This is a genomic window from Anaerobiospirillum sp. NML120511, assembly GCF_023050955.1.
Lineage (GTDB): Bacteria > Pseudomonadota > Gammaproteobacteria > Enterobacterales > Succinivibrionaceae > Anaerobiospirillum.
In genome coordinates, this window is record NZ_JALKIK010000016.1 from 88,919 (window position 1) to 104,652 (window position 15,734).

Annotated in this window: 5 protein-coding genes and 1 pseudogene; 4 read left to right on the forward strand and 2 right to left on the reverse strand. The window is 53.9% G+C overall.

The genetic code is table 11. The features are described 5' to 3' along the window. Nucleotides 1-979: 979 nt before the first annotated feature. Nucleotides 980-1,177, reverse strand: a complete 198-nt coding sequence (locus tag MXE39_RS06230) for a hypothetical protein (RefSeq protein ID WP_246977596.1) — start codon at nt 1,175-1,177, stop codon at nt 980-982. 1,323 nt (nt 1,178-2,500) lie between these two features. Here MXE39_RS06230 and MXE39_RS12955 point away from each other — a divergent pair. Both MXE39_RS12955 and MXE39_RS13080 read left to right on the forward strand, forming a co-directional pair. After that, the gene (locus tag MXE39_RS12955; protein ID WP_281503487.1) at nt 2,501-2,635 is read left to right on the forward strand and encodes a hypothetical protein; all 135 of its coding nucleotides are present in this window, start codon (nt 2,501-2,503) and stop codon (nt 2,633-2,635) included. Between the two features lie 2,323 nt (nt 2,636-4,958). After that, the gene (locus tag MXE39_RS13080; RefSeq protein ID WP_247073869.1) at nt 4,959-6,593 is read left to right on the forward strand and encodes a methyl-accepting chemotaxis protein; all 1,635 of its coding nucleotides are present in this window, start codon (nt 4,959-4,961) and stop codon (nt 6,591-6,593) included. A 2,181-nt stretch (nt 6,594-8,774) separates the two neighbouring features. Here MXE39_RS13080 and MXE39_RS06240 read toward each other — a convergent pair. After that, entirely contained in the window at nt 8,775-9,443 is a 669-nt protein-coding gene (locus MXE39_RS06240) for a DUF805 domain-containing protein (protein ID WP_247073871.1), read from the reverse strand. Between the two features lie 3,442 nt (nt 9,444-12,885). Between MXE39_RS06240 and MXE39_RS06245 the strand changes: the two genes are divergently transcribed. Further along, nucleotides 12,886-14,559: a methyl-accepting chemotaxis protein gene (locus MXE39_RS06245; RefSeq protein WP_246977593.1), complete on the forward strand. Its 1,674-nt coding sequence runs from the start codon at nt 12,886-12,888 to the stop codon at nt 14,557-14,559. A gap of 842 nt (nt 14,560-15,401) precedes the next feature. Beyond that, nucleotides 15,402-15,608, forward strand: a pseudogene (locus MXE39_RS06250) (flagellin); the annotation flags it as partial. Nucleotides 15,609-15,734 lie beyond the last annotated feature (126 nt).

A 15,734-nucleotide genomic window follows, 5' to 3' on the forward strand; every position in this document is an offset into this window, starting at 1 on the left:
GTACGGTCATGCTCAGCACCGGAGCTCCTGCAGCCCCATGCTGCACCCGGCCCCGGCTGTTATGCTGTACCCGACCAGGGGAGGACTGACATGCAGAGACGGACTGGCTCAGTACGCGCAAACTCGAGCACAGGGCCAGTTGCAGGCAAATATCCCAGTGCAGGCACATATCCGGATGTGGTCTCATTGCGCGCTGTATGCTCATTGTTTTCTGCAGGCCCATATCCCTTTGATGTCTGTCTGATGCCCAGCTGTTGACGAGTATTTTCGGAGGATAGTGCGCTTTGAGCGACCCTGCCGGGCAATGCTGCAACTGCCTTACGGCTCTGACCGGCTATGCATTTAGGGACCGGTTCGTGGCGTGCTCCCCGTATGCCTTCCAGCCTGAATGAACGACCTGCCCTGCGCCATGCAGATCCTTACCTCCTGCGCCTGTGCACAGCCTTGTGGGCTGATACCTGCACCATGTGAGCTGATACCTGTGCCAGGTTAGCTGTTATCCGAGCTTGCGCTTCAGCCTGTACACTGACAGGTGCAAGCTGCCTCTGCTTAATAAGGAGCACCTCTGGAACAGCCTTTGAAACGGCCTTACCTTGTGCCTGCCATCCTCAAAGATCTAAATACTCACAGCGTGCTGGAGCTGCTGAGCAGTATTTCTTTTGCCCATATTAATGAACTGGCGCAAAGCGCAAATTTCTCCCCTGATAAGCTGCTGCAAAAACTCCTGCCGCCGCAGACCGTGCCTGCAAGTGATCCTCTCCAGGACCGTCCTTCCCGCCCTGTCCCACAGTACCCTTTACGAAAGACAGCTGCGCCCCGGCGCACCGCTTCATACCAGCGCGCTGTTGCACAACAGCGTACCGCTGCCTCCCGGCTCACAGTCGCTTCCCTTGAACAATCAGCCAGGGCAGCTGCGCTCACCTTATCCCCGGAACAGGCGCTATCAGGACCAGAAGCTCAATCACAATCTGAGGCAGCGTCAGTTGCAGAACACAGTGGTACGGATTACAGGGCCGAAATGAGTGACACTGGTGGCACAGCTGGCAGAGGTAACAGGGGTGGCACAGCTGGCAGGGCTGTCAGTGCTGACACAGCTGTCAGAGACGGCACAGCTGAAAGCCCGGCACTTACCTGCGATGTCAGGACCATTGCCCTGACCATGGATTCTCTTGCTCATGCCTGTGCTCTGGGCGGAGTCTATTTAAACGATATCATCATGGCTGCCTGTATTGAGTACTCTCGAGGAAAACTGAGCCAGAGTGGACGTCAGGATCAGGTGCTGGAGGTTACTGCCCGAATCCGGGCCCTTGATGCAGCCCTGTGCCGTCTGATTAACCTTGCAGTGCTGCTCAGCTCCACTGTGTGCGCCTCAGACAGTCGTCCTGACCACCAGCGCAGCGCAGCTGTGGCTGCGGCTAATCCACATGCCCCTGCCTCACCAGTCAGGTTCAGCGCAGCTTACTCTGGCAGCCGCGCGCCCTATGCTGACCATTGTGCGACTCATGGTGGCCGCCCGGCCGGCCATCGGCACAAGGGCGTCAGGTCAGGCAAGTCATTGGCTCTCTGCAGGTACCAGACAAAGACAATAAGCGGCCAGCCTCACTTTCGCTCCCTGTCCGACCGGCAACCGTCCCCTGACAGCGGCTGGGCCTCTGGCCCATACCTGACAGGGGACAGCAGTGGAGCCATGTCAGCTCTGAGCACAGCCGCTGGTGAATCTGGTGCAGCTGTGCATATTGCAGCTGTACGTGCAGCAGATACACCAGCTGCTGCTGCAGGTGCAGATGCCGGAGCTCTGTCTGTTACAGGCAAGATCGCTATTAGGCCTGTATCTGTCCAGGGGCGCGCCTGCGCCAGCTCCAGAGCAGGTCCTGTTGCGACTTTGGAGTGCAGTGCCCCTGAGCGTGCAGGTCAGAGCAATGCAGGTCCTGGTCAAACTGCAGGCCGCACCGCTGCCGCCGCGCCATCAGCCCGGCATGCGTACTCAGGAGCTTTAAGTGTTACTTCAAAGGACCAGGACGCTGCAGCGGGCCACGACAGCTGCGACCGGGCCTGGTCAGAACTGGCTGCCGTTTTGGCTCACTACGCCTGCGTATTATTTAAGGAAGCTTCTGACCTTGGCAGTCAGCTGCCTCAGTGGTGGCAGACAGTTAAATGGGACTTTACCTGCGGCTGTGAGCTTGCACAACATCTTAAACAGCAGCTGTACTGCCCCTGCACAGACCATCAGCGCAGGCAGAGCGCCCATCCTGCCGCCCTTGAGCAGGCAGCGGCTGTGCAGACATCAGTATCAGCATCAGCATCAGCCGCAGCAGAAGAGATGGCGGAGAAATCAGGGGCAGCCCCAGCAGGCGCGTCAGCAGATGCTATGGAGACAGTCAGTACGCAGACCCTGACAGACAGAGCCACAGTGCGCTCTCGTATGGACAGTATACTGTCAGCCCACAGGCTGCTGTGCTTGCGTCCCCTGCCTTACTGGCTGACACAGTGCTTTCCCCGTATGGATCGCTGGGTGCGTTCCATCAAGGGAAGCGAGCCTTCACGTTCTGAGCTGATCTTTGCCCGCAAACTAAAACAGATCTGCCCGGCCGGTACTTACCTTATGGGCTATGACCCCGACAGCCCCCTGAACTGACTCGTCCCCTTGTGCAGGTTACAGCCAAGGTCAGGTCTGACAGCCTGCAGGTACTGTCCCATGGGCTTAACAATGCGCATAGCGCCTCAGCCCGGCGTCAAAGAGAGCCAGGAGACAAAGAGAATCCACGCCACAACCGGCAGCAAGGCCACACATCCAGGGAGCAGCCGCCCATTACTGGCAGCCATGCTGGATGATCATGCCAGGAAGCAAAGCAGCTCCGCCCCATATCTCCATGTCAGCATTCTCTGGCATGTGCCTCGTACCATGTTGACCTTGCCACCGCCAATGCGCATAACCAGCCGCCCGTCAGCCAGCCATAGCCAGCTGCGCATAAAAACCTGGATTCGGGCCTGCGGGCCATCCGGCCCCTCAGCAAAGCCCCTGGCCCCAGCTCTCTACGTTTCCCATCTACCGGTTTCCGCCCAGTGGTAACAGCAGCAAGAGGGGCACGCCGTCCAGGCCATCCAGCCTTATGCAAAGGCAAAAACCCCACCTGCCACACAGCTCCAGTCCACCATCCTGAGCCAAAGGGCAACAGTGACCTCATGACTCGGGCATCAGCCCCTTCGGCCCATTAGCAAAGGCCCCGGCACAACCTGCCCACGGCTCCAGCCTTCCTATTTCTGACCAGGGAATCAGTAGTATTAGGGGCACGCCGTCCAAGCCATACGGCCCATCAGCAAAGGCCAAAACCATACCTCTCCACGTTTCCCATCTATCAGTTTCTGCCATGAGTAAGGGTAGCCTGATGGGCCAATCGTTCAGGACATTAGGCCTTATGCAAAGGCCAAAACCACATCTCCTGCTCCAGCCATCACTTCTCAAAGGCTATGGTCAGCCTGAACTTGCAAAAGGGCAACAGTGACCTCAGGACTGAGCTATGCTGGCTGTCTTTCTTGCTGTCCTGGTCATAAGGAAAGAACCACGTCTTAACTGTAGTCTGGACGTGCGGCCGTATTCCCCCTGTCTGTAACCATGTATCAGGGGTCTGCTGCTGAGCACTTACGGGGCTGTACTCATGGCTCTCTGAGCATAAGCCCCTTGTGTACTTACTGTGCGACCGGTCATGGCCTTGCTGCACTATATGTCTGATGTCGTGGCTGTATGCAGGGGATTCTGAGGCTTATCATTTTTGCGGTATTGAACTGACATCTCAAAGGGCTGCGACTGAGCCCGCCATCAAGGTTTAGTACCTATGATGCTGATATGTCGGCCCTGATGGAGGGGATTGGGCTGTGCGCTCCCACTATGTGATGGGGGTGGGGCAGTGGGTGGTCTGTTTTGGCCAGTGAGCGGTGTTGTTCTGGCCTTGTTTTTTCAGAGGTGCCGGCTGGTGGTAGCGGAGGGGCGACAGTATGATCCGGGTGGAAAATTTTTTTCTGATTGAAATAAATGTCCGTGCCAGATGATATCGGTATCTATCGCTGTATGTCCGGCAGTCACTTATGAGTGATGATATGCGGCGCGATAGTGTTGGAAGCAGAATTTGCCTGTTATGGAGGAGATGGTTGTCTGACAAGTGATTGAGTAATGCGCAACTGGTATTTTAAGTACATTTGCCTGGATGGACGCTGTCATATTTGCGAATATTGCGGAAAACGGCTCATATATGGGATTTTTTTTAACTTAAATATTTGCAAAAGTTGCCGTGAACAAAATAACAGGAAGGGCACTGTTAAATTGCATTAATGTGTTCTGGTGCACGTTTTGAGGCCGCAGATCCTTTGTGCAAAAAGGATTGTTTAGTTTTTCCACTGACCCTGCCTTATAATGAAAGCAGTCAGCACGGTTGCTGTCCGTGCCTGACTACATGCTTTGTGCTTTGTGATTTGTACTGTGCTGCCTGGCAGTGCCGACAAATCGGCTATGTTTCAATGCACGCCTTACGGAACTGTCCCTGCAGTTGCTGCTTTGTTTTAGCGGCAGGACTGTATGCGCTTTATCCGTATACTGGCTGTCTTTTTGTAAGGAGAGCACTTTACCTGCCTGTCTGCCCTGTCACACGCCATGAGGTCAGTATGGAGGTCAGCATTTGTGCTGCGTGCAGCCTGCTGTGGGATTTGTCCTTGTGAGACCATGCGCTCTGAGGCTTTGTCCTGTGGTCAGCGGGTTTGCTGTCAGCAGGGCTGTACTGCATATTGTCATGGAGGCATGCGTTCAGAGCAAAGTAATCGGGATGCCTGTTATCAGGCCGTCTGTAGTTGTTTATCCCTGCCTGGCACAGCAGTCTGTGCCTGACCTGAGCTAAACGGACAGTTGAGCTGTTGCACCGTATTCCCGGTACTCAGGAAAGAAGAAGTGCTGATACATCATGTTTCACGTGTTTCTTAATGCTAGTACCCGATTCAAAATCCTTGTAGGATTTCTGATCGTTATCTTTATCAATTTCCTTGTAATGTCAGTATCTCTGATGGCTCTGAATAATTCCCGCATCGCCGCTCAGAACATTGACGAAATTCTTGCCAATGCCTTCACCCGTGTTCAGACTGTTCAGGAAGTAGCCCGTGATACCAACGTGAACTTCTGCCGTGGCATTAACGACATGGAGCCTACCTACAATCCTGGCCTGTTCTATACCCAGTATGAGACTATCTTAAAGCGCTATGAAAATTCTGTAGACGTGCTGCAGACCAACGCCGTACCAACCAGACAGTATGTTGAAACTGTTCAGGCCCTGCAGGCAGCCGTAAAGAAGTTTACCACCCATCTGCGCACCAAAGTGGCCCCGCTGCTCAAGACTGACAAGGCTGATACCGCTCTTGACGTCTACACCATGGATTCCCTGCCACTGTGGATTGACTCCGTAGCTCTGGCCGGCAAGGTAACCCGCATTCAGACTGCCTACACCATGAAGCTGGCTGATGAGAGTGCCAATCCAAAGAATATATATATTGTTACTTCCCTGGCTGTCATTGGCTTTATTGCCGGTATCAGTATAGCTCTTTGTATTGCCACCTATATTGCCCGTCAGGTCCGTGCCGCTATTGATCAGATTGACCGTATGTCTGGCGGTGACTTCTCCCGTCTTTCCGAGGTCCAAAACCATGATGAGTTCGGCCATGCTCTTGAGGCCCTCAACAAGCTCAATATTTCAGTAAGCAAGATCATCAATATGACCAAGGATGAGGTACACAAGCTTGATCATGAGCTCGAGCGTGTACGTCAGTCCTCCCAGATTATTTCCCGCTCTACCGATGACGTTGAGTCCCAGGCCATGACCGTGGCTGCCGCCTCTGACGAAATGGTATCCACTACTGCCGACATTGCCCGCAACTGTGAGACTGCAGCCCATGGCTCCGATGTCTGCCGTGAGATTACCTCCAACGGTGTTACCGTGGTCAAGCGCGCCTTTGACAACGTTCAGCAGCAGGTTGCCAACACCAAGGACAACTCAGCCAAGATTGAGCTGCTGGCTGCCAAGAGCCGTGACATTTCCATGATCGTCTCTGCCATTGACGACATTGCCGCCCAGACCAACCTGCTGGCTCTGAACGCCGCCATTGAGGCTGCCCGTTCAGGTGAGGCCGGCCGTGGCTTTGCCGTGGTAGCTGACGAAGTACGTAACCTTGCCATCAGAACTGCCAAGTCTACTCAGGAAATTAATGAAATGGTCAAGACCATTCAGGAATACGCTGAGTCTGCCTCGGTATCCATTACCAACTCCGTAGAGAATATGGATAACGTAGCCAATGATGCCAAGGAGCTGGAGAATCTCTTAAACGACATCACCAGCCATGTAGTTGAGCTCAACAGCCAGATCACCCAGATCGCCACCTCTGCTGAAGAGCAGACCACAGCCACAGGTGAGATTTCTGCCAATGCTCAGAACGTAACTACCGCATCAACTGAGATGACCTCCCAGGCCTCCATGCAGAATGACTGCATTGCCTCAACCCTTGAGGAGTTAAAGGGTCTTCAGGAAGCCCTTTCCTTCTTCCGCACTTCAAAGACTTAAGGTACCAGTCAGTACTGACCTGCAGCAGGGCCGTGCCGCATGGGCGTCCCTGCCAGTATCACGGGCTTGCCGGCCCGGACACTGTAACGCCGTGCAACTGGCTCACGGTCTGATATCGCTGTCATGATACAGACCCTGTCAGGGGCGGCACAGAGCATAACAGCCGGTCTCATGACACCGTGGCAGCCGGGCAGTAAGGCGCTGCGCAGGCCAAAACCAAGATTCAGGTTGACTGCAGGGAGCAGTTGCAAAAGACATCCCCACGGTCAGCCGTATCCCTTAGTATTAAGAAACCAAAGGCGTAGCTGCTTTGTCAGTTACGCCTTTTTTGATCCCCGCACAAAGGCCACGCCGCACTGCCCTGGTCAACTCCGCCTGCACCGCAATGCCCCAGTCAGGTCTGGCTGAACTGCACAGGTACCGACGCTCCGGTCGCACCACAATGCCCCAGTCAGGTCAGGCTGTGCTGCACAGAGACCGCTGGTCCGGTCGCACCGCACAGGTACCAGCAGTACGAACAAGGTGCTCCGGCAGTAGCGCTCTGAAACAGCGTTTATCACATGGCGCCACGAATCCACACAGCGCTGCATGGATCCTCACATCACGGCACCGCACTTCACACGCAGATCGCGCTTCACACAAAGTGGCGTGCTGCGCTGTACAGCCCTGCACAGGCGGACCGAACGGGCCACGAACGCCGTACAGCACTGCCTCTTATTGCCAGTAAGCACAGGAGTGAGGCTGGCGCAGGTGCTCAAAGGGGCTGCGCTGCAGACCTGCACAGGAGGACAGTGGACGCAATAACTTACTGTTTAGCCAGTATTGGCCGGTGAAGCTGGTGGGGCGGCTGTGAGCGGCAGGGACAGCCAGATACGGCGCTGTCTCTGACAGCCAGGACGTACAGGAGTGAGGCTGGCGCGGGCGCTCAAAGGGGGCGGCTGTTAGTGGCAAGGACTGGCAGGTACGGTGCTGTCTGATATGCCCTTTGGCTACTGCTACAGTGAGACCTCAGTACAAGTGAGGTAAAGCGCAATGTGAGAGGCCCTGGCCACTGTGACTCTGAGGCGTCAGGACAGGTGGGGAACGGCCAAAAGTGAGAAACCTGAGGCACAGTGACTCTGATGATTCTGGCTGGAGGCCACAGCTGACTGAGTGGAAGACTGTGCCCCGGATGAATACATTCAAAGCTCTGTCTTACTCCGGGACTGTGGTGATGATATTTTCCCCAAAACCAGACAGGGAGGCAGGAAGACAGCATGCAGAAAGACAGACAGGCAGACCGACAGACACTATGAGGAAAGACAGAGTGGTCAGGCATACAGAATGACGCAGCATGGCCCGGCGGGACAAGGACAGGCAGTGAGTAAATTTTCAAAACGCTATTGTCACGAGGTCCGGGAAAACAGCTTATCCGGTGGTGGCGAGACTGGGTACTACCGTAAACCCCATAAAGGCAACTGTGTGTTTGTAATGTGGCTGCGCCAAGACGGGGCTGGTGAACAGGCATTGCCAAACCCTCCTCACTGTACCCTCCTCCCTGCTTTATCTGCTCAACTGATGAGAAGCACTGAGTTCATGTTGGGCTTTGACCTGGAAAGCAAAAGACCGGCACGCTGAGCCTGCAAACCAGCAATTGAAGAGCCCAAACGAAAAAAGCACCCTTTACGGGTGCTTTTTCATGTCTGAATGCCTGGTGTCATGGTCTTTAACTTACTTATCAGCTCGCGGCGCGCTCATGTCTGGGCCCCTGTAAGTTCCTGTGCCTGCTGTACTATGGGCCCGGTCTTTCAGCGTATCAGTGACGGGAGCAGAAAGTTAAAGGCTAAGGCATGCAGACTGTCAGTTAAGTCCTGCAGTTAAGGATAATCCCCTGGTGCCTGCTCGCTATTACGCCACCCGGCGAACACAAGGTGTCCTGCAACTGCAGCTTAACCAGGCAGGATATCAGGCCGGCGTCATGCTGGTCATTCGACTGGTTATCCTGCATGAGCGGTATCATCATGTGCCTGAAGCTGATACATAACCTGAAATATGAGTACCTGCCTGCTTGCGGTTCACAATACGGAGCCTTTGCATGAGGTGCAGGTCTGACAGTCAGTCGCGGCTGCCCTGGAGCCTGACAGAGGTGCAGCCGGGAAGTCAGTGAGCCGTATGGCGCCCTGTGGTGTGCCTTGAACGGGGCTAGGCCTTGTCCTGGCTGGAGGCAGCTGCCGGGGCGGCATTACTGGAGTTGCCCTCGGCAGGTGCGGCGCTCATGTCGGGATGCTCAGCAGGGGCTTCAGAGGCTGGAGTTGAGACAGATGCCGATGGGGCTTGAGCAGCTGGTGTTGCCGGGGCTGCAGCAGAAGGGGCAGCCGGGGCGGCTCCGTGTTCGCTGTCGCGGGCGGCAGCAGCGGCGCGGGCGGTAGCAGCAACAGCAAGAGGATCAGGACCATAGCGGTTAGGACCGGCGATGCCCGGCTTTACGGCCAGATAGAGCATATACAGATGGGCTGCAACTGCCAGCACATAGATTGGGGTGGAGACATAGTCCACTGAGGCCGGGGAGACAATATGGTTTTTGGTGAACTGAATGAGCAGGCCCAGAGGAGCAAGCATAATGAGCAGGTGCAGGGCACTTTTGTTGAGATCATGCAGGCGGCGGATAAAGGCCAGCAACAGCATCCACATTAAAGGCAGGGACATCATCACGCACATGAAGATGCCAAAGAGAGGAATAACAGTAATAAAGGCCAGAATCGGGGTGCATATCAGGCAGCACAGCGCAAACCACCAGAACTCTGATCGGCTGGCCCTTCCTGAGGCATTACAGGTATTGGTATGAGCACAGCTGATCAGTGCTTCTTTCATGGTAAGCATGGTGATTGTTCCTTTATTGTCTTTCAGTGGTTGACCTTAATAACCCATTGCTGCATGGCCCCAAGAACCATTCAGGATGCCTGTACCAGCGGCGCTGGCGTGACATCTGTACCATGAGCCTGCCATTGAGCCTATGACCGGGGCTGGCCACGGACTGGTGCTGATTCAGGCAGGCTCACCGCCATGAGCCGTGCAGGAGACTGCAGTTTCTGGCGTATGTCATAGTCTCATGGCTGATGAGCGTCAGGGCAGCTGAGCTGCTGGCCAGCTCTTACGGGAGGCTGGACTGCAGGGCTGTAAGCGTAAGCTGCCGCCAGGGCGGGGTTACGATTTGATGCCAGGCCGGTAAGGGCTCTATGGCGTCCATAGTGGCCATGAGCTGACAGCTGGAGCAGGCACGGAGCCTGCCAGAGCCTTTTATTTAGGCCCTGCATGCTCGGACATCAGTCCCGGGTTATTGTGGATGAAAACATAGCACGATTTCTCTTAATCTGTTTTGCAGGTGCATTTTTTATTCGCCTTAAACGTGCTCAGAGCCGATGTTTGTGAGCCGTGCAGCAAAAGCAGGTAACACGTGGGATGAGCTGACAGCTGATCAGGACAGATGAGCTTACCGAGGTGGGAGCGCTCAGGGGACTTTACATGGTGGGTATTGGGGTAGAGGCAGTGCCTGAGCTATGACATGTAGGGGAGCACCTGAGACAGGTAATGACGGACATTATGGCTGGTGTGCCTCAGTAGTAGGGCTTTATCTGGGACTTAGGCCATGGGCGGGAATTGACCTCAGTCCTGTTGTGAAGGGAAAGCTGCCGGTTACCGGCAAGGCGGGGCATCATGGCAAAGGCAGCATCCCAGGTTTGCTTAACCAGGGCAGGGGCTTTCAGGGGAGCTGAGCACTGTCCAGCCAGGTGTGAATTCAGTTCAGCTGCCGGTCACAGGACTTTAGGCTGTAGTGCGATGTGACTGTGGCCAGGGTCGCCCCCTGCAGGTAGACGACCTGCGTCAGGTTATGGAGGCAGGCATATCAGTAGCAGCCAGGCGGGGCATTATGGCTAAGAGCCTGAAGTCAGCCCTTGAGCAATTTACTGATGGTTGTCAGGGCACTGGGCAAGATGCCGCATGACTGGCCATGGTGTCTGCTCAGATGACAGCAAGAAGAGACCATGTTGCTTGTCACACAGGAGAAGTGTGCTCCCGGAAAAATATTTTTTTCACAAAATTTAAGAGCATGAAATTTACTGCCAAAGTGGTGTAAACGGCCTGTATATCGCACGTTTCGTGGTTATGAGAGAGTAAAAAGGCAGGAAAAACTGAGCAATTTATGCGATACAAATCACATAAAATTAAATGCAAGCATGGCGAATCGTCCAGAAATAGAATATCTTAGCAATGCTGGACGGACTTAATAAATGTGGTCCTCCAGTTCGCTGCACTCCTCTTTAACAGCCAGCTGGCTGTTGAACAGTGCCGAAGCAAATTGACCCAGGCTCACCATGGTCACAGTGGTCATACTGTCCTGCAAGAAACAAACATACCTCAGGAGCCCGGAGTATCCGGACATCACTACAGGTAAACATAAGGACAGCTGAGACTTCTGGCATCTCTCCATTTTCTCCCCTGTCCTTTGACTTCCCACGGACTGTATGATCTTGCGCTGTTGCCCATGGCCTGCAGTGCAGACTGCTGTTGTCTGAATTTTATGAGCCTGAAACTGGCAGCTTACTGACCCATGGGGCCTGTGCCTCTGTTAATGTCAGGCTGTTTTCAGGAACTCTCCTGAAAGCTGTGGCTGCAGACGCTTATTTGCCCGGGCAGCAGGTTATGCAGTGAGCTTAATTTAAGCTTATGCACATGCATTGAGCTGTTGAGCATGCCCATGCTGGTATATCCGGCATACGTGCATGCTGTAGTCAGCCATTTGTTCCAAAGCTGTATCTGCCTGGCGGCGCCTGTGCTGTCAGGCAGGGCAGCTTTGCAACCTACAGATGTTTATCCTCGAGCCCGGAGGGCGGCGCGAACATACATCCGCGCAGCCGGCACCCGGGAGTCACCTTAAAGGCACAAAGCCTGAGACTGCCTGTCACATGGTTATGACCACGGGACAGATCTGCAAGGTCCATCACCTGGTATCAGACAGAGACTCAGAATCTTACCCTGTCCACCAATGGACAGGAAAGTTCCAACTTTGGTGACTGCTGCGGCGCTGTGCAACGCGCCGGGCTTAATGGTGAAAGTTAAAAGAGACCTGCAGGCACGACATGGCATTGCGCTCACAACAGATGAGCGGGCGCCCTGCACCTGACAGGCATCATAAGCACAACAGAAAGGTTTTAAGTCAGGGGAGCATACTGTGCATGCTGCCTGGCAAAACAGTTGCCCCAGGAGGCGGCTTTACTCATTGACTTTACAGGTCCATGAGGTGCTGTCCTGTCCCTGGTGTATCTGCGTCCTGATATGTTGCTCAGACCTGAGGTAAGGTACAGTCCGTTCCCCTGTGTCCCAGGACCGGCTCTCGGACTGGACATGATGTGCCTGTCACAGACCTCTGAGCAAAATATCAGGAATGATGTCCCGGCTCTTTGTGGCTATGCGCCCCCAACGGCGTGAAATCCCTCATAACTGCCGGACAGTCTCCCTCCTGCCACTTCCTGCCTTTATTTTGTGCTGTGCCGTATGACCGGTAAGCACCTCAAGTAATGGGCGCTCAGTCCCGGCGCTGCTGTTAGCCTTATTAAGGTATTAAGCCCTGATCTAATAAGACAATGTCCCAGTATCAGGGCACACCTGCCCGAATGGATGGCGGTGCCAAAGACAGGGCCTTGTATGCGGGCGGTGTCTTATCACAGCCACGGCTTGCCGCAAGGCAGTATCCCATTGCCACCAGAGCCTGTACGTTTTGGACACAGCCACGCGTTTAACAGGGGCTGGGATGGGGCCAGATATCAGGGAAGGTCCAGCGGCTGTACCCAGGGCTGTCAGTGCCTTGCTGTATAGTGCTGTATTGTCTTAATGAGTTCTGGTGCTGAGCGGGCGCCTGCCCAGGCAATGCGCCGCTGGTACCGTCCATGATTGAGTGCCGACAGCGGACTGCTGCGCTGATATGCTACACGGCCCTGAGCCCAGCCAGGCTGAAACCGTGCCCGGACACGAGCCCGGCCAGTCTGATACGGAGCCCGGACACGAGCCAGGCCAGTCTGATACGGTGCCCGGACATTAACCTGCAACCGGACGTGAGCCCAGCCTCGTCTATACAGCAGCTGGCTCTGAGCCCTTCAGGTGACGGCATGTCCATGGCATATACCTGTGAGACAGCTCAGCTGAGCACAGTTCGTAAACCTTAACTTTCATCAATATAAATCTCTGCATAAATGGCTACATGCAGTTTGATCCATTAGCAGCCAGCTTGCCCCAATATATTCAAGCGAGGTTTGAGATGAAGAAGTGGTTTTACGACCTTAGCAGCAAGGCCAAGCTCATCATACTGTCAGCAACACTGATTTCCATGATTATTGCTGTGTCCGCAGTATCCTGCTGGGCTGTCTACAGCAGCTCCCGTGCTGCCGAGGACATTTCCGTTATTCTGGGCCGCTCAGCTGCCAAGATCAGCAAGCTGCAGATTGAAGTACGAGCCATGGACAATGTGTCATTGTCCTATTTAAGTGACGGCCCAGGTGCTCCGGCCAACTACACCCAGTACCGTGCCCGTACTGAAAACGCCCTGCGTTCAATCGTCATGGCTTCTGCCAATCTTAATCCCAACCGCATAGGCAGTCTGCAGTCCACCCCTGAATATGCATCCATGGTACAGCACATCAAGAATAATTCTGACAAACTCATGGATCTGTTCAAGAGCAATACAGATATTATCCAGAAAGACAAAAATGCCGCCCTGCTGCACTATCTGCGTAATGTCCGTCCAGGCGTTGCTGATATCTTCAGTACCTGCATCAAGATCTCTGAAATGCAGGAACGTCTGGTAGTAAAGCTGTCCCGTGCCGCCGCTGACATGCGCCTTGTCTGGGTATGTCTTGGTATTGCCATCGGTGCGGTAGTAATAGGCGTTACCCTCTCCTGGATTATCTGCTCCTATATTGCTCACTGCGTCAGACGTCAGCGCAACTTCTTTAATGAGATGTGTAAGGGCAACTTTGTCTTTGAGATTGCCGGTCACTACGATGATGACTTTGGCGCCGTAATCGGTCAGATCAGGGAAATGCGTGACAATCTCAATAAGGCCCTCAACCAGGTTCAGGAAAACTCCCGCATTACTGAGCACGCCCTGCATGATGTCATCAACCTCTCCCAGAATATTGCCGAGAAAGTAAGCGATTGCGAGGGCAAGAGCATTACCGTATCAGCTGCCTCAGAGCAGATGCTGTCCACAACACAGGACATTGCCAAGAACTGTGAGGACGCCTCCCACCTGTCCAAGTCCACCAAGCATATTATTGATGGCGGTGTAGCCTCTATCCAGAAGACCATTGAAGCTATCCGCGTCCAGAGCAAGGAAATCCATAACAACTCCATAGCCGTTGAGAAGGTTGCCAGACGTTCTCTGGACATTAACTCCATTGTAAATACCATCGAGGAAATCGCAGCGCAGACCAATCTGCTGGCTCTTAATGCCGCCATTGAGGCGGCCCGTGCCGGTGAGGCCGGTCGCGGATTTGCTGTGGTAGCCGATGAGGTGCGTGCCCTTGCCAGCCGTACCAGCGCCTCTACTCAGGAAATTGCAGGCATGGTGGCCGACATCCAGCGTGATGCCGCAGCTGCAGCCGAGTCCATCAACGGATCAGTCTCCAGCATGGAAAGCACCAGTCAGGAAACTGCCGAGGTAGAGAGCACCATGCACGACATGCTCGAGCACATCGATCAGGTCAACATGCAGATTACCCAGATAGCCTCAGCTGCCGAAGAGCAGACTGCCGCTACCAACGAGATCTCCCTGCACATTCACGACATCTCTGACCTGGCTCAGAACGCCAACAACGAAGCCCAGAACACCCAGAGCATCATTGATAAGACAGTAAAGGCCCTGCACTCCCTGCGCGAGAGTATTGCCTACTTCAATGTTGACGGCAGTGGCTGCAACCACCCACGCGGCTGACGCCATTGATTAGCACCTGCAGCTGCACCTGCAGCTGCTGCATAAGCGCAGCCAGCACTGCTGTTTCCAGCTGCGCACTGATTCTCAGCCTGAACATGCAGCAGCACAGGAGCACGCAATCATGATCACTCAGTCACGAGCCTGCAGTCAGGAGTATGCAATCATGAGCACACAGCCACGAGCTTGCAATCATGAGCACACAGCCACGAGCTTGCAATCAGGAGCATGCAGTCAAAGGGGCCGAGGTGCTGAACATCGCAAAAGCCCGTTACAGCCTGAGCTCTGAAAGCAGGTGTTAAGATTTCTCCTCTAAGTATGAACCGGCCCGGACAGCAATGTCCGGGCTTTTTTTCATCCGTGTCGGACAATCAGGCAGTTTAGGGGGAACGGTAATCAACAACAGGAGTACGGCCAGATCTGCATTTGCAAACGAAAAAATTTCTCTCTCTGGTTATGGCTCAAGCACAATCGCAAATGGCTGTAGCATGAGCTTTGCGCCCTGTGGATACTAAAATCTTTGTCCAGTGTGTATCTATTCATGAAGTTACATTAATCACTGTAACAAAAGACAAAAAATGACGGCTGCACAAGGTGGTCGTATAAACAAGTTGTAAACAGCATATAAACAGGGATAGCTGCCGCCCCATATGCAAGAGCAGTCAGAGAACATGCGTACATGAAACGAAATCTGATGCAAAGTGGCGACTTTAAGGCGTGTCGACGTGATGGTAGTGAGTTCTGGCTGAATATTTGTCTGAGGCACACGTTAAGCACAGTAGTACAGTGCCGGGCTGCCACCGTGCCGGCACAATATGCACAGTTTCTCTCTAAAGGACATCACAATGGCAGTATACGTAAATACCAATGTAAGCTCGCTTAACGGCCGTAGATATCTGAATAATGTTCAGAATCAGCTGACTACCACGTACCAGAGACTCTCTTCAGGTCTGAGAATTAATTCTGCCAAAGACGATGCTGCCGGCCTTCAGATCTCCAGCAGACTGACCACCCAGGTTAACGGCCTGAATCAGGGTAACCGCAATGCCTCTACGGCGTATTAAGTGCTTGTGATTTTCATCACGTTTTTTGATAAATCCTTATATTTATGCGATTTGCGCGGGTATGATTCATAACTTCAACATATGAATGTAAGTCTGAGAGGTGACCCTATGCCA

Excerpts from the sequence above, each read along its gene's own strand:
- MXE39_RS06230 (WP_246977596.1), bottom strand. The coding sequence starts at position 1,177 with ATGAGCAAGAGAATCCATGGTCAGGGCAATGGTCCTGACATCGCAGGT.
- MXE39_RS12955 (WP_281503487.1), top strand. The coding sequence starts at position 2,501 with ATGGATCGCTGGGTGCGTTCCATCAAGGGAAGCGAGCCTTCACGTTCT.
- MXE39_RS06240 (WP_247073871.1), bottom strand. The coding sequence starts at position 9,443 with ATGAAAGAAGCACTGATCAGCTGTGCTCATACCAATACCTGTAATGCC.
- MXE39_RS06245 (WP_246977593.1), top strand. The coding sequence starts at position 12,886 with ATGAAGAAGTGGTTTTACGACCTTAGCAGCAAGGCCAAGCTCATCATA.